Genomic DNA, 22,328 nt, shown 5'->3' with positions numbered 1-22,328 from the left:
CTGTACTATGAAAAAAGTAGTCTTATCCGCAGTGATCGCAATGGCGCTGGCCGGGACCACATTCAACGCAGCGGCGCTTCAAGCGCCGAAAAGTTCACCGTATGACTTCCGTATCAAAACGGTAGTTTATAACCCGGTCGATGTGGTGCGAATTGATGCGGTAGCGGGCCTGTTTACGCATATCGTCGTTTCCCCGGATGAAAGCTATATCACTCACGCTTTCGGTGATTCTGCTGGCTGGATTTTCTCACACAAACTTAATCACTATTTCGTGAAACCTAAGACCGAAATGAGTGATACCAACCTGACCATCGTTACTGATAAACGGTCTTATAACATCGTGCTTCACTATATCGGTGAGACGACAACAAAGAACGCTGACGGCACAGAAACAAAATCGTTTATCAAAACGCCGTGGTCAATGAAACAGGCCACGCTTCAGCTGACCTATGAATACCCGTTTGACGAGCAGAAAAAAGCCTCCAGCGTGGCTGAGAAAAAGCGCCTGACGGAGAAGCTACGGGAGTCTGCTTTCGCTGGTCCTAAAAACTACCAGTATGAAATGAGCGACGAGCCGGAAATGGCAGATATTCAGCCGATCCATGTTTGGGATAACTACCGTTTCACGCGCTTTGAGTTCCCGGAAAACGCCGACTTACCGCAGGTTTATTACATATCGTCCAGCGGCAAAGAGACGCTCCCTAACTGTCGCCCGGTTGGTGAACATAACAACATTCTGGAATGCCAGAACGTAGCGAAAGAATGGCGTGTAAGGCTTGGCTGGACAAAGGTTGTTGGTATCAAAAATATCAACTACGTGCCTTCAGCTGGCGCAATTTCCACTGGCACAGCCTCCCCGGATGTAAGAAGGGTGCAAAAAGGAGGGGATAACTAATGGCCCGTAAAGTCGATATTGATAGCGAGCTGGATAACAACAACAGCTTCAACGATGAACGCGGGGGAATGCCCGCACAGAAACGCCGCACCGCACCAGGGCTAAAAGCCTTTATTGCTATCCTGGCTATCATCGCCATGTGCTTCGTTGGCGTCACTATTTACACGCACACACGCAAAGCGCCGGACACGGCCAAAGCTGACAGCGGTAATAAAAATGATGGGGTTAGCAGTCTGCCTAACTATCAGTTCAACACTAACCCGAACGTTGGCGGGGCAGCGGCCCCTGACGCTAATCAGAAGGCGATGCAGGATAAAGCCAGAGCGGAATATGAAGCCAGTCATAGCAACACGGGCCGGGCCAGCAACGGGAAGAAGCAGCTGACACCGGAAGAAGTCGCCATGCAGCGCCGTCTTGATGGCGATCTTTCCGGCGAGCAGGGCGGTAGCCAGACTCCGGCCAAAAAAGAGCAGCAAAGCGACGAAGGCAGCGAAGGCAGCAGCGCGTTAGCAAAAGAGCTTACACCTGCCCGCCTGAAAGGCAGCAGAGCGGGCGTAATGCAAAATATGAGCATGACCATTGCTAAAGGGACGATGATACCGTGTGGCACGTCTACGGAGCTGGATACGACCGTTCCCGGCATGGTGTCCTGCCGGGTGACGCGTGATGTGTATTCCCTCGATGGGTTGGTGAAGCTGATCGACAAAGGCGCATTTGTTACGGGCCAGATGAACGGTGGCCTCAAAAATGGTCAGGCTCGCGTCTTTGTGCTGTGGGAGCGAGTGGTAAACCCGGATGGCACATTCGTTAATCTGGATAGCGCCGGGACCAACTCTCTCGGTAGTTCCGGTGTTCCCGGACAGGTTGACTCCCACTTTTGGGATCGCTTCGAAGGGGCCGTGTTCATTTCCGTCCTGTCTGACGCGCTTCAGGCTGGCGTGGCCGCAGCTCAAAACGGCAATAATATCCAGTTTAGTAATACGCAAAACAACTCGCAGGAACTGGCCTCTGAAGCACTGAGAGCCACGATTAACATCCCGCCAACACTCTACGACCAGCAGGGCGACGCAATCAGTATCTACGTCGTTCGTGACCTCGATTTCAGTGATATTTACTCACTGGCAGACAACTAATCAACGTGGGCCGGAAGGCCCACTGTTCTTTGTAGCAGGAGATAACTTACATGAATCAATCATCGGCTTATTACCAGCTGGGGCCGCTGCGGGAGTATTTCGAAGATCCGGGCGTATTTGAAGTCCGAATCAACCGTTATAACGAGGTGGTTTGTGACACATTCGAAGGCCGCAAAATCATCCAGAACGACAGCATTACCGGCGCGTTTATCGATAACCTGACTGCGGCATTAACCAGCGCCAATAACGTTTCGCGCCAGATGATTAATGACGTGGTGTTACCGGACGGTTCCAGGGGAATTATCTGTTTACCGCCTGCGGTGATCGATAACACCGCCGCTATCGCTTTTCGTAAAAATATCGCGCTGGATAAAGACCTGGCGACGTTAAGCCAGGAAGGTATCTTTGAGTTTTGCCGGGAAATTGACAGCCATAAGCGCGAGCTGGACGACGACGATCTCCTGCTGAAAGAGTTATACCGGGCTAAACGCCGGGAAGAATTTTTGCTTACTGCGGTACGGAAAAAGCGAACCGTTGTCGTTGTGGGAGAAACCGGGTCAGGGAAAACGGTACTCACCCGCGCCCTGCTCAAAGCCATTAGCCCGCAGGAACGCGTGATAATCATGGAGGATGCTCACGAAGTTGAAGCTACCCACCTGGAAGAAGCCGTTTATATGAAATATGGCGGTAAAGATAAACCAGGGCTGGCTACGCCGACGCAGTGCCTTAAAGCCTGTATGCGCCTGACACCAGATCGTATCTTCATGACAGAGCTGAGGGATGATGCTGCATGGGATTACCTTCAGGCGTTGAATACCGGACACCCTGGCGGCTTAACCTCCACACATGCTAACTCGGCGATGGATGCCTTCACCCGTATAGGGTTGATGGTTAAAGCTACCGAAGTGGGCCGTATGCTGGATATTTCTGACATTATGCGCCTGCTGCACTCCACTATTGATGTGGTCGTTTTCATGGCGAAAAGGAAGATTCGCGAAATCTACTATTCGCCAGAATATAAGTATGAGTGCATGAATGGAGGGATAAAGTGAAAAAAGGAGCAATCATATTCCTGACGGGGGTTCTGGCCTTTTCCTCCCTGCCCTCAATAGCCGCCGATTCGCCATCGGTACAGGTCGGGTTTTCTCCTGAAGGTAGCGCTCAAACGTTGGTAATTGGCGCTATCGACTCCGCGCAATCCTCGATCCGAATGATGGCTTATAGCTTTACCGCGATGGATATAATGCAGGCGCTGGTCAAAGCTAAAAATCGCGGTGTCGATGTGAAAATCGTTATCGACGAACGCGGCAATCGTAATGACGTAAGCCACCGTGCGATGAAGTACATTGTGAAAAACGAGATCCCGCTGCGGGTGGATAGCGACTTTCCTATCCAGCATGACAAGGTGATGATTATTGATGAACGGTCAGTTCAGACGGGCAGCTTCAACTACACCAAAGCAGCAGAATCTAAAAACTCGGAAAACGCGGTGGTGATCTGGAACATGCCCCAGCTGGCAAAACCTTATCTTGAGCACTGGGAGGACCGTTGGAATCGTGGGGAGGACTATAAATGATAGAAAAATTTGAACGCTATATTTTCAAACATGCCGTACAGCCACTGAAATTAGTTGCTGTGGTAGCAATAGCTGCGGAGCTATCGCGCAGAGGATTAATGTTCATAGGTATACCCGCTTTTACCTCTTTCATTACAAATATGCTCGGTATTTTGATAATCATGTTAATGCAAAAGCCGATAATGATAAGAGGTGTGTACGAGACTAAAGATCGTTCAAGTTCCTATAGATGGATGCATTTTGCCATAACAGGACTTCAATCTATGTCCGTTGTAGTCCTGCTACTAATACCGATTTATGAGCGATAAAAGCATGAAAGGCGGCGTAAGTCGCCTTTTTCCAAAGGCTCCGCCCCTCCTGACGAGCTTCAAAAAAAAGCTACAAGTCAGAAGTAGGCGAAACCCGACACAGCTTAGAGATCTGCCGCCTTTCGTTGGCATCGCTCCCCCTGGTTACGTCCTGTGTTCCTGTCATATCGTTTACCGAAACCTGACCGCCTTTAGCCCATTCGGGCAACGTGGCGCTTTCTCATAGCTCACGCTTAAAGTTCTCGGCTCGACTTAGACAGTTCGCTCCAACGCTGCGGGTTTTAACCAGACTCCCCGTCTCCCGCTGCCGTTACGCCTGACTATGACAAACACACGATTTCCAGTTCGTCAGGCGCGGCAAATCGCCGCCATTGGTAACAGCCAATGCGGTAACGTCATTCGAGCAGGGAGATGGGACTTGAATTGCAGCCATGACGACTGCTACACTACATTTGAATTTAACGGTGACTGTTCTCCCTGCTTCGGATTCAGTTACCAGGTGCAAAGAGTTGACGCTCTTATCACCTTCGAAAAAACCACCTTGCCGGGTGGTTTTTTCGTTTCTGAGCAAGAGAGTACAGGATTTTCAGAGGATCGATCAACGATCTTTGATCTTCCGTTATTCCTCATCGCCTTCAATATCATCGTAGTAAAGGCTTTCTGGATACAACTCCATTAGCTGAGATAGCGTGTCCTGCACTTCATCCAGCCGATTTACCAGATGGGATATTTGTTCGTCCAGGTCACTCGCCAGCTCGAACAATGCTGAAACCCGGCTACGTGAACCTTCGTTAATCACTGCCATTGCTATCTCATGAAGCCTGAGTAAATCAGTTCTGATTTGCGGCGGCGCTGAATACTCGCCATCATTAAAATCCCCGCGTAAATCATCAATAGCATCAACAGCTCGCAACAAAGAGGCTGTTTCAAAATTATCAGGTGAGATTTTTTCCCACTCCGCGTTAGTAATTTGCTCACCCATTTTTTGCTCCTTCCGTAAGTAAACGGCCAATTTCGAAAACAGCCGCTGACCGCCCGGATTTCACCGCCTCAACCTTCTGGCCGTCAACGAACCAGTGATTACCGTCCGTTCGGACCAGCTCAAAAAGGTAGGACATATCGTAAACGTGATCCGGTATCACGGTCCCTTCTCCGGCCAGAATGCCCGCCGTTATGGAATGGTTGCCACCGCGCACAAAGCCAATGCGCCAGGGCAACCACAAGTCAACATAGTGGTTGATTTTATCCTGCTTCCACGGCCTGCCCTTATGGGTTCCAATGTGCGAAACGTTATCGATATAGCGTGTCAGGCTCCAGGGCCACGGCAGCACCATTTCACTTGCCAGCGACAACGGATAATCAGCGCCGTCCAGTTCACCCTCTTTCATCTTCTCGTAAGATTGCACCTGGATAAGCCCTTCAAAGAAGAACTCCTGCGGGGTCATATCCGGGCGGGCATCAGTCCCTTCCTCGGCTACCGCCAGCAAGAAATCACTCTGTACTGGCCGCACGATGGCGCGAATGAGATCAGGTAGCGCCTTAACGGGTAATTTTTCGGCCACCGAAAGCAGGTGATCGAAGCGATTTTTTTCATTGCCGGCAGCGGCTTTTTCTTTCTTATTTCGGTTCCAGAACATCATAGGCCGTAGCCCTCCTTGTCATGATCATGTTGATGATTTTCGTGCTCATGCTGCGGTAGTTCCACGTCACGCGCACGTTCATATTCTTCATACGTGCTGTAGTCCTGCATGTCGCCATAGTCCGGCCCTTCGTCAGCATACCGCTCATAGTCGTGGTAGGGGTTCGCCTCCATTTCCGGTGTAGCTTCTTGCCTCTGCTCGTACCGGATAGCTGCGTTGACTTCCTCCTGCTCACGCTGGCGCAAATCCTGAGACGTGTTTTCAGTACCTGAAGTATCAGGGCCATCATGCGCGGCTTCTGTCGCGTTTTTCATGGTGTTTTCCTTCTCTTCGGTTTGATGGCCAGCATCATGGCCATAACTTTTTTCCTGTTGGCCATCGCTATGGCCATAGCTCCGGTTTACGTCTTTGTAACGTTCTTCCATCCCTAAGAATCGGTCTATTTCGCTGGCCGTGGTCTTAGGACTGTTGCGGCTGGCACTACTCAACAAACGCTTTTTGTCATCGGTGAAGATCTCGACTTCATGACGGGCGCGGGAAATCCCAACGTAAAAAACGTCTTTGGAAGTCGTCAGAGAACGGGTATCGATGTTAAACAGTACCCGATCACAGGTAAGCCCCTGCGCTTTATGGACGGTCGTTGCATAGGCATACGAAAGATAGGCGGCCTGCTTCTGGTCCAGCTCGATTTCCCGGCCCTTCGCGTTGGTTAACGTAAAAGTGCCTTTCTCGGTAGTCCCGGTCACGGTGAAGCGGTCGCCGTTCGCCACATCCAGCGTCTTATCGTTACGCGTCACCATCACTTTATCGCCCACGGCCAGCTCGGCGGCCACGCTGGTATAAACAGATAAATTTTTATGTGTGCGCGGGCTGAAGCTGATTTTCTGGCCGTCGCTCCCGGCCACGGTCAGCAGGTTCCCCGGACCTGTATCCAGCACCCGGTAAGACTCGCCCCGCTGAAGTCCGTTTTTATAGTCTTTTTCGGGGATGATAATTTGCCCTACCTGGTAGTATTTACTGTCCCTGCGTTCGGCCTGCGTGGAGTCAACGCGCTCCAGAAAATTCACCTCCACGCCTTTTCCTTGCAACTGCAACGCCTCCCGAATCTGGCTGTTGAGGATTACCCTTGATTCGTTTGTGCCGGAAATAATCAGCGTACCTTCGCGCTGCTCCGGGGAGAATGACAGCCAGCGATTCGCTACAGCCTCCAGCCGCTTATCCTGGTCCTTCTCTGCGCTAATATTGCTGAGTCGGGCCAGCGAGCCGGATATGTGGCCCTCTGCGGCCAGCTTCACCGCCTCAAGCAACACGTCATTTTTCTGGCGCTGAATATCCTTCATGTAGCTGGTCTGCATTCCGGCGCTGATCAGCTGTTCAAATGGCTTGCCCGCCTCTACGGCTTTTGTCTGTGAGGTGTCGCCCAGGAATACCGCTCTGGCCCCGGCCTTCTCGATGGTTTCCATCAGCACCTTCATCTGTCTGGCCGGAATCACGCCCGCTTCATCGATAAAGACCACGCTTTTCTCGTCTATCTTTTTGTCCTTTGCCTTCACGAAAGCGGCAACGGTACGGGCGGGCATACCTTCATCTTCCAGGGATTTTTTCTGCGTACCGTAGGGAGCCAGTGCGGTGACGTTAAAGCCCTGCGACTCCAGAACGGCCTTCGCGCTCATGGTCATATAGCTTTTCCCGGTTCCGGCGAAGCCGTGGGCCGCAACAAAGCGATCTGTCGTGGTGCAAATATCTACGACGCTTTTCTGCTGCTCGGCCTTCAGGGTCTTGCCGACCAGCTGCGCGGTAACTTGCTCGCTTGTTAGCGCGGCGATCACCTTGCCCCGACCGCGAGCCTCGATATTCAGCACCGCTTTCTCTACCCGGATACCTTCAACGGTCGTTACCCGATGGCTGGTTTTTTTCAGGCGGCCAGACTTGATACCTTCAGCAACTAATGCCTTCGCCTGGTCGTTGTTCATCCCTTTTTTGTCGGTCAGCTGCGCCTGCCATTCCGCTTTCGTCATGGCTGGTAGCGGTGGCGCGTCTTTGCTTCTCTGGTCAGTCGTGGTGGTGTATCGCGCTTCACCTTCGATAATGGCCCCCTTTGCCACAGCGCGATAATAGGCGGCTTCAATATCCTGCTTTGATGCCTGGCCGATAGCCTTTTTATTTGCCACGGCCAGCAATCGGGACTGGTCAAAAGACGCATCGCGCTCTGAAAGGGATTTAAGCGCAAACTGAATCGCCCGGTCGGCTTTTACCTCCGGGCTGGTGAAGTTAGGGACGGTATTCATTGACGTTTGCGGGCCGTCCTTGCCTTTGCCAGCCCAGGACAGATCATTGAAGTCGATTCCCAGCTCGTTAGCCCGGTTAACCCACTCTTTATGAATATCTTCACGCGAATAGTCGTCTGTTTTTTTGTCGCGGGTCGCCATCGATACCCGGCTTTTGGTCTGTGCGTCAGCGGTTTCGCGGGTCAACCCCATAGCCGCCAGCCCTTCTTCTATCTGAGCAGAACGCCGCGAGAATCCCCGGATTTGTTCATCCGTAAAGTGCGCCATATCAAAGGTGTTATTTTTGTTGTTATAGCGCAGCTCATACCCGGCCTTTGTCAGCTCCAGCGCCAGCTCTTGCTTGTAGACATCCCCCAGGTGCATCTTGGCCCGCATCAGTTCATCGTTTTTAAGCGCCCTCCATTGACCATCCCCGCGCTGTGTCATGTTCATGACAAAGGCGTGGGTATGCAGCTCCGGGTCAAGGGCGCGTGATGTTTCATGCCGGAAGGAAGCAACAACCAGATTACCGGTATTCTGCGTAATGGTTTTCCCTGCGTGGGTCGTGCGGGCCTGAGCCAGCTTTTCCGCTTCCTGGACGGCAGCGGCAACCGCTTTTTCATGGGCGGCGATAATAGCCTTATCGCCGTGGATCAGCGCCTGCATCGATACGCCTTTAGGCGCGGAAAATGTGAGGTCGTATCCCAGCCGTTCTTTCGTCGCGTCACCGCTGGAGCGCTTCATCTGTGTAAAAGGGTCAATCTCCCCGACAAGCAGTTCTTTGAAACGCTGGGAACTGACCTCGCCGGAAAGGCCCAGCGCTTCAGCACCCTGACCATGCCACGCGGTAAAGCTGCTGTCTTTGCTGTAGTAATCGTCTTTTGCATCAGCGTAGTAGCCTACAACTGACGCAATATCGATACGGGTGATAGTCGTAATATCAAGCATGGCGCTACCTCATGATGATGCCCGGAACCGGGTTCTTACGCGTGTATTGCACATGTTTAGTCTTGAACTTGCCGACAGGCAGATCACCAGGGAAATAGACGTATCCAGTGAGGTTTTTCAGCTCTGATATTTCCGTAGGAGTAACGGCTCTGACGGTGCGCGTTTCGATGCGTGGCCTGTTACCAATGCCCGCCTGGAATGGGTTGCCTTGTTTATGTTCCACTTCGCCCTCAATCTCGCCCAATGCGCGGGACATTTGCTCAAGGGTTTCTTTACCTAATCGACTGCTACCCATGACGATGCCGGAACGCATACTTCCCAGCAGTGTTTCCGCTATGTTGATGCCGTAGCGCTCAATCAGCTGAGAGTACGTCTGGTAGCCCGCCCATACAGACGCGCCGCTTTTGCGGCCCTTCGTCAGTAAATCCTGTAGGTTTGGCAGATATTCCAGTGATTCCAGCTCGTCGATAAAAAACAACGTGCGTTGGTCGCGCTTACCCATACCCAGCAGGCTTGAAAACATAATATCCAGCCAGCATGAGATCAGCGGATTGAGGCTCTTTTTCATCTGCTCCTGCCAGGTGATAAACAACGTGCCGGGTTTATCATCTTCCAGCCAGTCACGCAGCGAGAAATCGCCTGCGGGCATCTTCAGGTGTGGGGCTAATTTGTCACCCAGGACAAAACGGGCGCTCCCGGTGGCCCTTTCAGCGCCTTTGATAAACAGGGCTTCCGCAGGTGTACCTTTCACAAACTCTTTTAATTTTTCATTCTCAACAATGGTACACCAGTGCATGACTTCTTCCATTGTTGGGCTACGTTTAAGCGTGAGTAACTTCTTTGATACCTCACGATAAATAAGACGACCATATCTATACCATTCCTCTGCTGAACGCTCCTTACTTTCCTGAATAATAGATACAGCATAGAGATCATAGTCAAAGTCATCGCGTATCTCGTTGAACATTGACCAGCCGGGAGAACGTTTATCATAGGGGCTAAGAATCACATCACCGGGACGATAAAACGTCTCAACATATTCGCCATTTGGATCAAGAACAATACGCTTATCCGTGCCTCTTTTCAGGCTTGAATATATAGCTTCCTTGATAATCGTTGATTTACCTGTACCAGTAGCCCCGCCGATTGAAAAATGAAGAGTCTCATATTCAGTAGGCACAGGAACACCTGCAACCGTTAATTGCTTATGACCACGCTCTTTTGTTTTCTCGGCTAAAGATGAAGCTCTTACTAATTTAGTGCCACGGAGTACGCGTTTAAAACGTGGTCCTTTATACACCCGACCCTTATCGTAAATAATGAATCCTATAAAGCCACACAAACCTATAACTGCACCTGCAATAATCGCCACCCATAACGGCCACAGGTTGAACGTGTTTTTTAGCAAATAGGGGACAAGGTAGTGAGCCGTTTCGCTATTAATACCATAAACAAACTTTGCAGTAATAAACCACACAAAGGGTATCGGTCCCAGCAGCGAGCATAAAAATATAAGTCCTCTTTCTTGTTCTGTCATTATTCCTTCCTCTCTTGTTTACTTTCCCATACCTTGTATCCGTTACGTTCCAGCTCTCCCCAGGCGGATTTCATATTGGCCGGGGTCGCCATCGAACGCAGCAGGATCACCGTCTCGATTGCCAGGGATTCGTGCAGCATCATCTGACCGGGAGGCGGCAACTTGAGTTGTGACAGCTGCTTGACCAGACCTTTCAGCTCCGAGGAAAACGCGCTCATGTCTGTCTCTGATACCTGGTCAAACAGAATATCGAGGCGTCGATTTACTTCGTTTATCTGTTCCGTAACCTGACTCAATCCACCTATCCGGCCACCTGATCCGGCCAACAAACAACGGCGCATATAGTCCGATCTGTTCGTTCCGGCTAGCCTGTCGATAAGCTCTTTTTCTTCGTCCGTTACCTTGCATGTGATGATCGGCATCATGTCCTCAACTGGTGATTTTTCGTGTTCAATCTGGCGGTAGTTTAACCGCATGAGGTAAGTATTAACAAAGTAATACCTGAATTTCCATACAAACCATGCTCTTATGCTTTTTTTTTAATACCTTTTTAATACCCGCAATCCGAAATATTTCATTTTTTGTTTTTTTAATCAGTTAGTTAGTGCGATTCATCGCACTGCGTTAGGTGTATAGCAGGTTAAGGGCTAAAAAATAATCAGTTTGGTGGGAGCGATCTACGGAGGTTAAGGGGTATTTTGGTGAAAAAGCGTTCAATATCCCGGTATTCATGCTTGCATGAATACCCATACACCACAAATACACCACTATTACGTCAATTCATGGTTGACATTACACCACAATTACATCACTCTTACGTCATGGGATAGTTGATACGACACAAATACATCACTATTACATCAAAAATACATCATTCTACATGAGGGTACTATGAAGCCCAAAAGCATCAGGGCAGCAATTCAAATGATGTTGCCGGAAGTAGAAGAAATGCTGTCGCTGGGAGTCTCCAGAGAGGAGGTTTTCAAGGCGGTATCTGAACGCTTCGGCCTGGAGAATGTGAACGTCCGAAGTTTTGATACTGCCCTGTATCGGGCCAGGCAAAACCGGGCGAAACATACCGCCCCTGATTCTGTATTGCACAATACAGAATCAGCCGGAGCCAGTGAGCAACAGAAGAAACCTGTATTGCACAATACAGAAAAACCCGCGAAGTCTGAGCAGGTGAAAAAAGATGTATTGCACAATACACAAAGTGCGACCGAGGGAGACGAAACGAAACAGTCACCGGGTATCATCGGAAAGGAATTTTTTGACGAGGCAAGAGCCGAGTTCGATCCTAATGAGTTCATCAAAAAATATTGAGGTGTGCAATGAAAGTAGCGGTTATTAATTACAGTGGCAGCGTTGGCAAAACTTTAGTTTCAACTTACCTTCTCGCCCCGCGCCTGAAAGATGCGAAATTTTTCGCGGTCGAAACCATTAACCAGTCAGCGTCTGATTTAGGGATTGAAAATGTCACCAGTTTTAAAGGTGATGATTTCTCCCGTCTGATTGAGGATGTGGTTTTTGAAGATGCAGCGATTATTGATATTGGCGCGTCAAACGTGGAACCGTTTTTAATGGCAATGTCCCGCTTCGATGGCGGCGCAAATGAATTTGATATGTATTTCATTCCAGTAACACCGGAAGATAAAGCCATCAAAGAAAGTATGAAAACGGCGCACACGTTAAGCAAGGCTGGCGTGGATAACAAAAAGATTATCTTTGTTCCAAACCGCGTTAATCCGGGTGATGATGTTGAAAATGTTTTCAGCCCGATTTTCGACTTCGTGAAGCAAACTAAAGTAGGCCGCATTAATAAAAACTCTGCGATCTATAATAGTGAGGTGTACGAATATCTTGCGCATCACAAAATTTCGTTTGAAACGCTGACCGCTGAAGATGCGGAAGAATTTAAAGCCCGCGCTAAAGCATCAGCTGACGCAGACGAACGCCGCAAAATGGCGCGTCGTTATACTTACATGAAACAGGCTATTCCGGTTAAAAGTAACCTGGATAAAACATTCTCCCTGTTAATCGGAGATTAAGCATGGATAAGCAGCCCGATAAATTAGACGTATTGATGGACTGGTTTTTGGGAGACGCGAAGGAAATTGTAGAAGCCATGAAGCAAGTGAAGGTTGAACAAGCCGACATGCTTCAGCAGCTGGGCGAACTCAAAAGCGCACTTGAATTGACGGCAGACGATTCGAGAGCGGAAATCATCGGCAGCCTGAGAGACATACAGGCAGCGATGAAGGAGGAAAACAAAGCGCGGTCAGACTTTCTGACGCGCTGGCAATCACTCCAGCACAACAACGCCAGCACCATCGTTAACCGCGTCGTGATCATGACGGCTGTTTGTTCCATCGTCGGCGCGGCCATTGGCGCGGCGCTGACCTTACTGATCCTGAAGTAACCACAAGGCCGGACTCCCGGCCTTTTCTCTTTTCTCAATCGTGACAGTCACGGTGATAAATATGGACAAAACAGAACGCGAGAGGATGTTAGCCAGACGGCGGCAAGCCCGCCGCCGCGAACGGTTACGCGCCGAAGGTGTTAGCGTGACAGTCACGCTAACGCACGATGAAGCCGCGCAACTGGAAGAACTACGGCAGGTACGCCGGATGGGTAAACAACCCTATTCACCAAATGAGTTTTTCCAGCTGCTGCTGATCCGCAACTGGCAACAGTGGGAGAAAGAAAAAGCCGCGCTGGGTACATGCCAGCACTGCGGAAAATCAAAAGCCGGTGGCGGCTGCGGCGGGGAGTTTCAAAAGGAAACATACCAATGCTGGCTGGCGCAGGACGCAAACGCGCTTAACCTTTAGTGTATTGTGCAATACAGAAAAGCCCGGTTAATACCGGGCTTTGTCGTTGTAGGGAGGCTTATTTTTTTTCCTGCTGCAACAGGTAATCAATCTTTGCTGCAAGCGCGTATGTTGACGGGAACGCGCCTTTTGTTCGCTGGTTAGGTAACTGATTGAAGGCCATCAGGCAGGCTTCGAGAAGGTAGGTTTTCTGGCTCTCCAGCTCTGCTTTCAGCTGGGACGGTGTTGTGATTTTTGTCATTAGGCTTACTCCTGATAAGTGCCGCTTTGGGCTGTATTGCCCGGATTTCACCGGGCGGGGTGTTTATAGCTCAATCAGGCCGGGATATGGCAATAGGCCAGCTCGCGATGCAGGTCATTTTCAAAACCTGTCTCATAGTCCCACGCTCGCCAGACAAGGCGACCATCCACAACCTGGCGGATCTCGATTTGCTCGCTATCGTAGCGGTCTGTATTGGCTACTTCGACGGTTATTGTAGGGGTGTTGTATTCGCGAATAATTGCAGCGATATGTTGTTTCATTGGGGACTCCGTAGGTTGCCGCTTTGGGCTGTGTTACCGGGCGGCGGTATTGCCTCCCGATAAAATCAGTATCGCTTTTTTTGCCCCAAAAGTCAATATTAGTAAATACATTTATTACTTATATTTCATGAAGCTACGCAGTTAAAAAGATGCGCGGAGCGCATGGGAGGCGCAACGCGCCGGAAGCCCCGCAGCGCAAAGCGCGAGGACTTAAAAAGCGTTACGGCTTTAGCCGTAATAATCCCCCTTCCTGCAAAGCCATCCTTTCCACCGCTCCCGCCGCCACGCCACGGCCACACATAAGCCCTGTCCCGGTGAGCGGCCTGTGCGGCGCTCTGCGACGCGCTGGGCGTGATTTCCGGGTCCGTGGTGGGTCAGCGCAGCTGACGCGCCCGGATGGGCTGTAAACGGGCTTACAGCGCCGCTGGCGACGTTGGCCGGTACGATCAAATTTGCTGAACGACACACGCAGCCGGCAGCAGCTGAGAAGCAGCTGCAGCTGGCGGGCGCCCATTTTGGGTTTTGCGTTATTTCAGTGAGTTAGCGACAGCAGGCAGGAAAAACAGGCATTCAGTATTTTTGATGCCTTATAGCCCCGTTGCGGGGCGGTTGGCGCGGCGCGGCCTTTGGCCGCTGCAAGCGCCGGGCTTGACGAACTGATACCCGTTGAGCTGCACAATCCATGTTTATCACAAGCGTCAGCGATGGAAGCCCGAAGGGGCGAGACAGCAAGGCTGGCTCGATGCGCAGCACGACGTAGCGGCCCGCAGGGAGACGCCCTATTTAGCGCTCGCCACCCATTTGTACAGACACCCAACCGACAGATTCAGATCGGCAGCAATATCCTTAACTTTCTCACCAGTCACCTTTCTGGCCGTCATTCTCTGCACGGCTTCATCCCTGAGCGTATCAGGAACGACCTTCACCACCGGAGAATGCTTCCATATCTGATGTACCCGCGCGACGTTCGCCGCCGCCACTTTATGCAACCTGGTGCTGGTCGCACGTTCAGGAGCATTCTTCCGGCCTTCGGCCATGAGCGCGAGCTGGTCAGCGGGGCGAATTTCGCCCCGCCGGATACGGCGCAAAACATTTTCCCGACACTGGCGGGAATGCTCGGCACTGGCAAGCGGCCTGTGTAGTGGTATGCCCCAGCGTTCCCGGTACTGTCTGGCGTTCATCTGGTGGGCTTTACTCAAATGAGGGGCCAGGAAAGAAAACTCCTTCCCGCACTCCAGGCACTTAATTTTTTCCGGTGCGTCGTCATGATCAGCCATCGTCCGGCCTCCTTTTCGTTATGCAGGGCGGCGATTAGCCGCCCTGCAATTTAATTAATAATCCTCCCGCTGTGTCCAGCGGTTATCCGTCAAAGCCTGCTGCGCGGTGCTGCTATCCGGGAAGTATTCAGCGGATTCCCTTGATACCGGGTAGCCCTCATTGGTGGCCGTACCGATGTAAAAACCGCGCTGGCTTTTCAGGATCTGCAACTCCAGGTCAAAACCCTGTTGCTGGGCGAGTTTTCCTTTTTCCATTTTTTTCTCCAGGCTGGCGGGGGTTTCCCCCCGCCTGTGGGTTAGTGAGATTTACGTGACAGGTAAAGCGGCAGGAAGCAATCAAGCGCATACAGGAATGAAACGACCGACGCAGAGCCGTACAGCAGCGCCAGCGGCACGTTATCGGCATAGCTAAACACGCCTGTTGATGCGGCCAGCCCCAGCACGGTAGTACACGCACCGCCCAGCTGGACTTGTTCGCGGTAGCCCTGGCGAACCATAAACCACGGAAGAGCCAGCGCGGCGGCGGCGAGAATCAACGCGATTGGGATGATGATCAGATAGTTCATAGATAACTCCTTAGATGCCACTTTGGGCTGTGTTATCGGGCGGCGGTATTGCCTCCCGATGAAATAAGTATCGCCTTTTTTGCCCTCAAAGTCAATATTAGTAAATACATTTATTACATATATTTCATTCACTTCTACCAACAAAAAGCGCCCCGAAGGGCGCTAATTTCAGCGGCTGGATTTATCCACCTTTCCCGCATTGATGCGGATTTGCGCTGCAAGCCCCCAGGTAAAGCAGTCATGCCCGCGCCCCGCCAGCGCCCCGGATTTGTACGCCTCAAGCGTTACATCAGCCGGGATGGTGGTTTCGCCGTATTCTTTGCGCAGCAGTTCGATAGATTCAGCGATCAGCGCGTCGGTCAGGTCGCGTGAGCAAAACAGGTATTTCACGCCACCATAAACACGGTGGAAGCCCGTAATGTTGTATTCGTAAATGTCCTCCATTGAGTTAACGCTACCTTCCTCAAACTTGTCTGTAATCGCTTCTACAGCCTCTTTGGTTGGGCCATCCGTCCACGAAACATAGAGCGCGTTATAGTCACGCATACGGACAGAAAACTTCACTCCGGGGAAATGCTTTTTCAGCAGAATACGGATGTTTTTAGCGGCTAGCTTGGTGGTGTTGCTTTCGGTGGCCGTGGTCAGCAATCCGGCGTTTTCCGGGTCAGCGCTGGCGCGTTCGTTCGCCAGCTGGCGGGCATCTTCTTTCGCCTGGTGTCTCGCTTCGCGCTGGTCGGTCACACTCTGCACAACCTGACGGCGGGCGCGGAGTTCATCGAGTGGAAGGGTCTTATCGATCACCTGGTAAAAGCGCAGGGAAGTTTCCAGCAGCGGGGCGCAGGTTGGGGCATTCAGGCCGAGGATGGTATAGCTGATTTTGCCGTCAGCCAGATTAACCGCGCTTACTACATACTCGTTTTTAAAAGAGGTGAGGCACTGGCCGACAGTTAAAGTAGTCATGATGTTACTCCTGATAATCGCCGCTTTGGGCTGTGTCACCGGGCGGCGGTATTGCCTCCCGATGAATTAAGTATCGCTCTTTTTGCCCTCAAAGTCAATGTTAGTAAATACATTTATTACTTATATTTCATGAAGCTACGCAGTTAAAAAGATGCGCGGAGCGCATGGGAGGCGCAACGCGCCGGAAGCCCCGCAGCGCAAAGCGCGAGGACTTAAAAAGCGTTACGGCTTTAGCCGTAATAATCCCCCTTCCTGCAAAGCCATCCTTTCCACCGCTCCCGTCGCCACGCCACGGCCATACATAAGCCCTGTCCCGGTGAGCGGCCTGTGCGGCGCTCTGCGACGCGCTGGGCGTGATTTCCGGGTCCGTGGTGGGTCAGCGCAGCTGACGCGCCCGGATGGGCTGTAAACGGGCTTACAGCGCCGCTGGCGACGCTGGCCGATACGATCAAATTTGCTGAACGACACACGCAGCCGGCAGCAGCTGAGAAGCAGCTGCAGCTGGCGGGCGCCCATTTCGGGTTTTACGTTATTTCAGTGAGTTAGCGACAGCGGGCAGGGAAAACAGGCATTCAGTATTTTTGATGCGTCAGCGATGGAAGCCCGAAGGGGCGAGACAGCAAGGCTGGCTCGATGCGCAGCACAACGTAGCGGCCCGGAGGGCGACGCCCAGCGTGGAAAGGTAAACGACAGGCACAAAAAAACCCGACTGGTGAGATCGGGCTTTAATGTTTTGCCCCAGACTGAGGCGGGAACGACCAAACAATTGACAACGAAATATTACGTCATGGGTAGCGTAAATGCAAACGACGCGGAATAGGGTATACTGCGCGGGTCAATCTGTTAACGTCCTCGCTCCAGCTCCCCGCTTATGCGGCATGAACGGATTAAAGTCCTGGTTGAAAAACAGGTGGTGCTGTTTCAATGCCCAGGCTGGAGCGGGAACGACCAAACAATTGACGTTGGGTAGTCGCTGTGACAGGCAATGTAAGGGCAATCAGCGACGTTCCGGCTCTGTATGGAGCAAACGGATGATTAACGTGTTAATCGTCGTTCTGCGGGCGGTAGTCGCGGTGTCAAACGCTGTGATTGCAATCCTGGAACTGATCCGCGAATTTGTCGATTGATGAGCGCGGAAACGTAGCTAAAGGCGGGGGGACCACTCCCCGCCTTTTAACATGGCATAGCTACCCAGCATTTCGCGCCGTCATAATCGTTACCGCCTTCAGCAATAAAAACATGACCGTCAGTGTCGATCGCTATCGCGCCGGGGCGCTCACACCCGGCATCACGCAGGCAATTTTTCCAGCCATAGGCTTTCCCTTCCCATATCAGTACCACGCCGCCATCATGCCCCGGCCACGCTTCACGGTAAGCAGCTGCTTCAGCAAGAAACCGTAAGCGGGCGAAAAAGCCGGATTGCTTCAGCTCCTTTGCGTCGGCCAGTTGTGGGAATTTTGCCCTGGTAAAACTGCCCGCGTCCGGCGCGGCCACCACGATTTCATCATCAATGACGTTGCGCCGGATCTCTTTGCCATCCTCGATAACCTTTTTGCGGAACGAGTGCCGGAACACGGCAGAGTAAGCCCCGGATTCATTCACGAAAACGCACGTATCCCAGCGGTGATTGCCCTTACTACGAAACGCCCGGTAAACCTCGCGGCCATACTTGGCCGCATCCTCTTTTTTGAAGTCGAAAGCCATATGTCAGTCCTTTTTCTCAAATACCTGTATGTATTGCCCGCAGCTGGCGCAGCAGTATTCACCCAGCCAGCGGCCATCCTCATTCCAGTCATTACTCCCGCAGCGGCAGCGCACAACGCGGCGCTTGCCTTCCGGCACCAGGAGAGGGGGAAAGATCGTTTCCTGAATGTCCGGCCAGAACCGCACGGATGCCACCCGGACCGCCTTTGTCTGGCCCGAATAGTCGAGATACCGAAACCAGACTTCATCTGTCGTAACCATCAGCATTTCTTCCTGAACGAGTAAGGCGGGCAAATGCCCGCCGCTCCTGGTTAATCTATTGCCCGAAAAATACGGCTCTGTGACTCTGGCGGGAGCGTTTCGGTAAAGTCCCGCAGCGTGTGATAGCGCTCGGCCATCGTCTCATTCACACGCTGCCAGCCACGCTCAAACGCCACGCAGCAAAAGTGGCTGTAGGCATACAGCGCAACGATAATCCCGGCTTCTTTCGCGCTAACAGGTTCATCAAAATAGTTAGGAAGCGTGAGCTGGTAGCCATCCGGCGCGATGAAGGCACACGCACCGTTTTCATAGGTGATGTACTCCCAGCAGCCGCCATCATAGCCAACTGCGTATTTTTTCATAAAGCTGCAAACGTAGTTTTCTGCCTGAAGATAAAATTCTGCGAACGCGTAAGGAAGGAAACGCATTTTCTGAGCGGGGCCATAGATTTTTGCGGTGACGATATTAGCCATAGTATTTACTCCGAGGTTGCCGCTTTGGGCTGTGTTAACGAGGGCGGTATTGCCTCCCGATGAATTAAGTATCGCTCTTCTCGCCCTCAAAGTCAATATTAGTAAATACAAATTTTGTTAGACTTTACTCTTTATCAGCAGTATATTTTCTGTATTGCGCAATACAGAAGGAAGGCCACATGACATTGCCAACACCCGAAACCTACGAAGAACTCCAGCACGCCTACGATTTTTTTGATGAACGGCTTTTTAATAACGAGCTGCCGCCATGCCTGATCACCCTGCAACGTGAAAAGCGTACTTACGGCTATTGCTCATTTCAGCGCTTCGCGGGCCGTGAGAGCGGGCAAATGGTCGATGAAATAGCCATGAATCCGGTGTATTTCTCCATACGCACCATCAAGGCGACGTTATCTACTCTGGTGCATGAAATGGTTCACCAGTGGCAGTTTCATTTTGGCAAGGCCGGGAGACGTGGCTATCACAATAAAGAATGGGCCGCGCTAATGGAGCGGGTAGGGTTAATGCCATCGGATACCGGGCAACCCGGAGGGCGAAAAGTAGGCCAAAGCATGACGCACTACATCATCACCGGCGGCGCTTTTGATCGGGCGTGTGATGAACTGTTAACGCGCAATTTTCAGCTGTCCTGGATGGACCGCTTTCCTCCGTACCAGCCGAAGCCCGGAGCGCCGCAGTCACCCAGCGGAAAAGGTTACATCGATGATGAAGATGATGATGGGGAATACCCGCAGGACGACTACACCGACGAACCCGGCGAACTGGATGATGAAATCATCGAGGCAATGAAGTTTGTTTCACCGCCGCCAGAAACCCCGGTAAACAAGTCCAACCGCGCAAAATACACCTGCCCTGTGTGTCATGTGAATCTGTGGGGTAAGCCGGGTCTGGTCGTGTTCTGCGGCGGGGAGCATTGCGAGAAGGCCGAACTTCAGCCCTCATAAGAAAAGCCCCTGACGGGGCTTTATTTTCATTACAGCGCGTGGATCGCATGGTTAGGGAAGGGGAGTGTAACTGGGGCGAATGGAATATCATCTTCAAAGTCCGGCATCGCGCCCTGTTGTGGTTGCTGCCCTTGCGTTCCCGGTGCAGCAGCTGGCGCACCGCCTCCGCTAAACTGTTGCTGTCCACCCTGACCAGCGGGAGCGCCGCCACCCTGGCGACCGCCCAGCATTTGCATAACGCCGTTCATGCTAACCACTACTTCCGTTGAGTAGCGATCCTGCTGGTCCTTATCCTGCCATTTGCGGGTACGCAGCTGGCCTTCAATGTACACCTGCGAGCCTTTGCGGAGGTATTCGCCTGCAACCTCGGCCAACTTGCCGAAGATGACTACCGTATGCCATTCCGTGACTTCTTTCTGCTCGCCAGTGGCTTTATCTCGCCATGATTCGGATGTGGCAAGGCGCAGGTTAGCGACCGCGCCGCCATTAGGCATGTAGCGCATTTCGGGGTCCTGGCCTAAATTGCCAACGAGAATTACTTTGTTAACACCGCGTGAAGCCATAATTTATCCTCCTGATAATGGGAAGCTGTGAGCTTCCCGGAGAAATAATTATCGCAATTTGAAGGGCTATAGTCAATCTAAGTAAACTATATATTTACTATTATTTCTTATTCGGATTGTTCAACTTTGCTCTGATTGATGGCGTACTTCTCTGCTTCCTTCAGCACCTTCAGGGCTAATTTTTCAGGTATCCACACGTCAACTTTGCGTAGCTTTTCGCCCTCAATATCGACGGCTAACGACTGGTACAGATCCCAAATGCGCTTCACCGTGGAACCCACGTTCTGCTTGGTCCGTCCGACACGTTCGGCCACGTCTTTATTGCTTTCCCCTTTAACCAACACTGAATGACCGATTTCGGTCGATAAGTGGGTAAACGTCTGCATTGCGGGTAAGAGGCGATCCCATTCTTCCTGCGTCATGCTGCGGGTCTGTTTGCGGGCCATAGTCATTCCTGATTGATAACGATTAAGCCCATGATATAGCGGCCACCGCTAACGGTCAATGTTAGTAAATAATGATTTTACTCTATTGAACTAATGAGAAGGAGAGGGGGAGGCCGTCGCGGCAGCAACTGGCCTCCGGGTGAATCAGCGAAGGAAATGCTGATAGCTCTGGATTATAGCGAAAGTTATCGCTTTTAAAAGAGAGTCCGCAACGCTCGCCGCAAGACCTGATTAGGGAGCCGCAGCGCGGCGAGTCTGTCAGGTCGAGGAAGCGTAATTTCCACTGTTGCTAAGTCGTACACCGGACGCGCCTTACTCACAGATAGGCTTTGTTAATTACAGGATATATGTACAGGTAGAAATTAAAGGAAAAACATAAAGGATCACCTTACAGGTTTAGGGGGGGGGTAATCTAACGTGGGCTAGGGGGGGTGATTTAACGTAGTTGAGGGGGGCGATTTAACGTGGATAGGGGGGTGATTTAACGCAGTTGAGGGGGGGCGATTTAACGTGGATAACTTGCTGAATAAACAGGCTTATCCACAAAAGAAAAGGCCCGTTGTGGGCCTTTATATCAGGATTTATACGGTATAGGAGGCGGGGAACAATACAGCAGCAGACCACCTTTAACCTGTTCGACCTTTGCCGCCGGGTACACTGAAAGCACCTGCTTCAGCGCTGGCATGAATGCCCGTTTAAAATCTTTGTCGGCATTCTTCCCGCTGTACTCTTGGGCGAACTGCTCCCGCAGCTTCATCCAGTACAGCATGACCGGGCGGCCCTCGATGCGGTGGAGACGGTGAGCAAGCCACGCGTATATATCGAGCGCCAGCGCGGAACCTTTCAGCACATGTAACGCTCTGTTGTCGAGCGGAACGGCGCTGTCTATCAGGCCGTTATAATAGCCTTCGGACAGGGTGAGCGTTCCCGGCCATAGCGTGAGCTGCTTCGCGTCACCATCTTTGATCCAGGCGTCAAACTGTTCGACTGGCTGGCCGTTATAGGTCCGGCCCTTAAAGCCCAGCTGCAAACGACACGCGGCCAGCGCCTGCATTTGTGTACGCAGCGTTTTATGACGGGTTCCCTGTGAGTCCATCCCCATAAGGTGAAGAAACTCATTAGCACTATGGCCGATGGCGATTTCTCGCGTTTTGTTGCGCAGTGCATACGATGAAATCCAGGCGAACGTGAGTCGCGGCATAGCGCCATAGGGTAAAGGCTGCTCTACCGGGCCACTGCCTTCATCAATCCAGCCTGCCTGTACGACGAGCCAGGCATCACCAGAACGGCGCATAAACTCACGCCCTGCCACCTTAGAACGGGGCAAACCGACCTGGCACAGAATGGAGTGGGTGAATGCCATATCTTCACCCTGCGGCGGCTCCTGCCGGATTAACGCCGCTGTATCAATGGCTTTTTGTTGCCGTTTGGTTAGCTGTTTGCTTTCCTCTGCCAT

The 22,328-nt window shown here is 51.7% G+C and carries 30 protein-coding genes; 13 read left to right on the top strand and 17 right to left on the bottom strand.

Translation table 11 applies throughout. The features are described from left to right. The first annotated feature begins 7 nt into the window (after positions 1-7). From IB222_RS26455 to IB222_RS26435, 5 genes are read left to right on the top strand one after another with little or no spacing between them, the layout of a single operon-like run. Complete coding sequence (locus IB222_RS26455; protein WP_000758230.1) at positions 8-895, top strand: TrbG/VirB9 family P-type conjugative transfer protein; 888 nt, start codon at positions 8-10, stop codon at positions 893-895. After that, positions 895-2,028 carry a type IV secretion system protein VirB10 gene (gene virB10 / locus IB222_RS26450; RefSeq protein ID WP_000101920.1) on the top strand — a complete coding sequence of 378 codons (1,134 nt, stop codon included), beginning with the start codon at positions 895-897 and terminating at the stop codon, positions 2,026-2,028. The genes IB222_RS26455 and virB10 overlap by 1 nt, the downstream gene beginning before the upstream one ends. A 50-nt stretch (positions 2,029-2,078) precedes the next feature. Next, the gene (locus IB222_RS26445; protein WP_001076634.1) at positions 2,079-3,080 is read left to right on the top strand and encodes an ATPase, T2SS/T4P/T4SS family; all 1,002 of its coding nucleotides are present in this window, start codon (positions 2,079-2,081) and stop codon (positions 3,078-3,080) included. A gap of 11 nt (positions 3,081-3,091) precedes the next feature. Then, positions 3,092-3,604 carry a phospholipase D family protein gene (locus IB222_RS26440; protein WP_029697418.1) on the top strand — a complete coding sequence of 171 codons (513 nt, stop codon included), beginning with the start codon at positions 3,092-3,094 and terminating at the stop codon, positions 3,602-3,604. Then, positions 3,601-3,912 (top strand): hypothetical protein, encoded by a 312-nt coding sequence (locus tag IB222_RS26435; RefSeq protein ID WP_000570332.1) that lies wholly within the window; start codon positions 3,601-3,603, stop codon positions 3,910-3,912. Before IB222_RS26440 ends, IB222_RS26435 begins: the two co-directional genes overlap by 4 nt. 619 nt (positions 3,913-4,531) lie before the next feature. On the opposite strand, the gene IB222_RS26430 is transcribed toward IB222_RS26435, so the two are convergent. From IB222_RS26430 to IB222_RS26410, 5 genes are read right to left on the bottom strand one after another with little or no spacing between them, the layout of a single operon-like run. Continuing rightward, the gene (locus tag IB222_RS26430) at positions 4,532-4,894 is read right to left on the bottom strand and encodes a hypothetical protein (RefSeq protein WP_024561906.1); all 363 of its coding nucleotides are present in this window, start codon (positions 4,892-4,894) and stop codon (positions 4,532-4,534) included. After that, on the bottom strand, positions 4,887-5,552 hold the full coding sequence (locus IB222_RS26425) for a DUF6710 family protein (RefSeq protein WP_000971716.1): 666 nt from the start codon (positions 5,550-5,552) through the stop codon (positions 4,887-4,889). The genes IB222_RS26430 and IB222_RS26425 overlap by 8 nt, the downstream gene beginning before the upstream one ends. Continuing rightward, positions 5,549-8,767: a MobF family relaxase gene (gene mobF / locus IB222_RS26420; RefSeq protein WP_024561907.1), complete on the bottom strand. Its 3,219-nt coding sequence runs from the start codon at positions 8,765-8,767 to the stop codon at positions 5,549-5,551. The genes IB222_RS26425 and mobF overlap by 4 nt, the downstream gene beginning before the upstream one ends. A gap of 4 nt (positions 8,768-8,771) precedes the next feature. Further along, a complete protein-coding gene (locus IB222_RS26415) occupies positions 8,772-10,304 on the bottom strand; it encodes a type IV secretion system DNA-binding domain-containing protein (RefSeq protein ID WP_000139145.1) in 1,533 nt (510 codons plus the stop codon). Then, on the bottom strand, positions 10,304-10,600 hold the full coding sequence (locus tag IB222_RS26410; RefSeq protein ID WP_223240928.1) for a TraK: 297 nt from the start codon (positions 10,598-10,600) through the stop codon (positions 10,304-10,306). The genes IB222_RS26415 and IB222_RS26410 overlap by 1 nt, the downstream gene beginning before the upstream one ends. A gap of 595 nt (positions 10,601-11,195) precedes the next feature. Between IB222_RS26410 and stbA the strand changes: the two genes are divergently transcribed. The 4 genes from stbA to IB222_RS26390 all read left to right on the top strand — a co-directional run bounded on the left by stbA (position 11,196) and on the right by IB222_RS26390 (position 13,135). Then, positions 11,196-11,627 carry a plasmid stabilization protein StbA gene (gene stbA, locus IB222_RS26405; RefSeq protein ID WP_029697170.1) on the top strand — a complete coding sequence of 144 codons (432 nt, stop codon included), beginning with the start codon at positions 11,196-11,198 and terminating at the stop codon, positions 11,625-11,627. Positions 11,628-11,635: 8 nt separating this feature from the next. Next, complete coding sequence (gene stbB, locus IB222_RS26400) at positions 11,636-12,352, top strand: StbB family protein (protein ID WP_000861579.1); 717 nt, start codon at positions 11,636-11,638, stop codon at positions 12,350-12,352. A 2-nt stretch (positions 12,353-12,354) separates the two neighbouring features. Continuing rightward, positions 12,355-12,723, top strand: coding sequence for a plasmid stabilization protein StbC (stbC, locus tag IB222_RS26395; RefSeq protein ID WP_000360828.1), 369 nt, complete (start codon positions 12,355-12,357; stop codon positions 12,721-12,723). A 61-nt stretch (positions 12,724-12,784) separates the two neighbouring features. Beyond that, positions 12,785-13,135 (top strand): hypothetical protein, encoded by a 351-nt coding sequence (locus IB222_RS26390; RefSeq protein WP_014014961.1) that lies wholly within the window; start codon positions 12,785-12,787, stop codon positions 13,133-13,135. Between the two features lie 58 nt (positions 13,136-13,193). Here the strand turns inward: IB222_RS26390 and IB222_RS26385 are convergent, their stop codons facing one another. Both IB222_RS26385 and IB222_RS26380 read right to left on the bottom strand, forming a co-directional pair. Next, the gene (locus IB222_RS26385) at positions 13,194-13,376 is read right to left on the bottom strand and encodes a hypothetical protein (RefSeq protein ID WP_032493182.1); all 183 of its coding nucleotides are present in this window, start codon (positions 13,374-13,376) and stop codon (positions 13,194-13,196) included. 74 nt (positions 13,377-13,450) lie between these two features. Continuing rightward, the gene (locus tag IB222_RS26380; RefSeq protein WP_032493183.1) at positions 13,451-13,657 is read right to left on the bottom strand and encodes a DUF905 family protein; all 207 of its coding nucleotides are present in this window, start codon (positions 13,655-13,657) and stop codon (positions 13,451-13,453) included. A 149-nt stretch (positions 13,658-13,806) separates the two neighbouring features. Between IB222_RS26380 and IB222_RS26375 the strand changes: the two genes are divergently transcribed. Next, positions 13,807-14,064, top strand: a complete 258-nt coding sequence (locus IB222_RS26375) for a hypothetical protein (RefSeq protein WP_157676235.1) — start codon at positions 13,807-13,809, stop codon at positions 14,062-14,064. Positions 14,065-14,436: 372 nt separating this feature from the next. Here IB222_RS26375 and IB222_RS26370 read toward each other — a convergent pair whose 3' ends face one another. The 4 genes from IB222_RS26370 to IB222_RS26355 form a co-directional block, all read right to left on the bottom strand. Further along, entirely contained in the window at positions 14,437-14,934 is a 498-nt protein-coding gene (locus IB222_RS26370; protein ID WP_040115102.1) for a MucR family transcriptional regulator, read from the bottom strand. 54 nt (positions 14,935-14,988) lie between these two features. Then, positions 14,989-15,189: a hypothetical protein gene (locus IB222_RS26365; protein ID WP_116315264.1), complete on the bottom strand. Its 201-nt coding sequence runs from the start codon at positions 15,187-15,189 to the stop codon at positions 14,989-14,991. Between the two features lie 41 nt (positions 15,190-15,230). Then, entirely contained in the window at positions 15,231-15,500 is a 270-nt protein-coding gene (locus IB222_RS26360) for a cobalamin biosynthesis protein CbiX (RefSeq protein ID WP_149384984.1), read from the bottom strand. Positions 15,501-15,668: 168 nt separating this feature from the next. Next, on the bottom strand, positions 15,669-16,460 hold the full coding sequence (locus IB222_RS26355; RefSeq protein WP_024562316.1) for an LPD29 domain-containing protein: 792 nt from the start codon (positions 16,458-16,460) through the stop codon (positions 15,669-15,671). A gap of 151 nt (positions 16,461-16,611) precedes the next feature. Here IB222_RS26355 and IB222_RS26350 point away from each other — a divergent pair, with 151 nt between their 5' ends. Further along, complete coding sequence (locus tag IB222_RS26350; RefSeq protein ID WP_164999224.1) at positions 16,612-16,869, top strand: hypothetical protein; 258 nt, start codon at positions 16,612-16,614, stop codon at positions 16,867-16,869. Between the two features lie 622 nt (positions 16,870-17,491). After that, positions 17,492-17,587 (top strand): DinQ-like type I toxin DqlB, encoded by a 96-nt coding sequence (dqlB, locus tag IB222_RS26345; protein ID WP_024562317.1) that lies wholly within the window; start codon positions 17,492-17,494, stop codon positions 17,585-17,587. A gap of 46 nt (positions 17,588-17,633) precedes the next feature. Here dqlB and IB222_RS26340 read toward each other — a convergent pair whose 3' ends face one another. The 3 genes from IB222_RS26340 to IB222_RS26330 all read right to left on the bottom strand — a co-directional run bounded on the left by IB222_RS26340 (position 17,634) and on the right by IB222_RS26330 (position 18,898). Next, a complete protein-coding gene (locus IB222_RS26340) occupies positions 17,634-17,888 on the bottom strand; it encodes an antirestriction protein ArdR (RefSeq protein ID WP_029697564.1) in 255 nt (84 codons plus the stop codon). 279 nt (positions 17,889-18,167) lie between these two features. Further along, complete coding sequence (locus tag IB222_RS26335; RefSeq protein WP_223240929.1) at positions 18,168-18,458, bottom strand: hypothetical protein; 291 nt, start codon at positions 18,456-18,458, stop codon at positions 18,168-18,170. Positions 18,459-18,475: 17 nt separating this feature from the next. Beyond that, positions 18,476-18,898: an antirestriction protein gene (locus tag IB222_RS26330; RefSeq protein WP_024562320.1), complete on the bottom strand. Its 423-nt coding sequence runs from the start codon at positions 18,896-18,898 to the stop codon at positions 18,476-18,478. A gap of 179 nt (positions 18,899-19,077) precedes the next feature. On the opposite strand from IB222_RS26330, the gene IB222_RS26325 reads away from it, so the two are divergent. Next, the gene (locus IB222_RS26325; protein ID WP_014014959.1) at positions 19,078-19,863 is read left to right on the top strand and encodes a SprT family zinc-dependent metalloprotease; all 786 of its coding nucleotides are present in this window, start codon (positions 19,078-19,080) and stop codon (positions 19,861-19,863) included. 29 nt (positions 19,864-19,892) lie between these two features. On the opposite strand, the gene ssb is transcribed toward IB222_RS26325, so the two are convergent. The 3 genes from ssb to IB222_RS26310 all read right to left on the bottom strand — a co-directional run bounded on the left by ssb (position 19,893) and on the right by IB222_RS26310 (position 22,328). Beyond that, positions 19,893-20,426: a single-stranded DNA-binding protein gene (ssb, locus tag IB222_RS26320; RefSeq protein WP_014014958.1), complete on the bottom strand. Its 534-nt coding sequence runs from the start codon at positions 20,424-20,426 to the stop codon at positions 19,893-19,895. Positions 20,427-20,533: 107 nt separating this feature from the next. Then, the gene (locus IB222_RS26315; RefSeq protein WP_024562321.1) at positions 20,534-20,872 is read right to left on the bottom strand and encodes a TrfB-related DNA-binding protein; all 339 of its coding nucleotides are present in this window, start codon (positions 20,870-20,872) and stop codon (positions 20,534-20,536) included. A gap of 574 nt (positions 20,873-21,446) precedes the next feature. After that, a complete protein-coding gene (locus tag IB222_RS26310) occupies positions 21,447-22,328 on the bottom strand; it encodes a replication protein RepA (protein ID WP_024562123.1) in 882 nt (293 codons plus the stop codon).

This window comes from Citrobacter sp. C13 (genome assembly GCF_014596815.2).
Taxonomy (GTDB): Bacteria; Pseudomonadota; Gammaproteobacteria; order Enterobacterales; family Enterobacteriaceae; genus Citrobacter; species Citrobacter portucalensis.
This window is presented reverse-complemented; position numbering and strand designations above follow the sequence as displayed.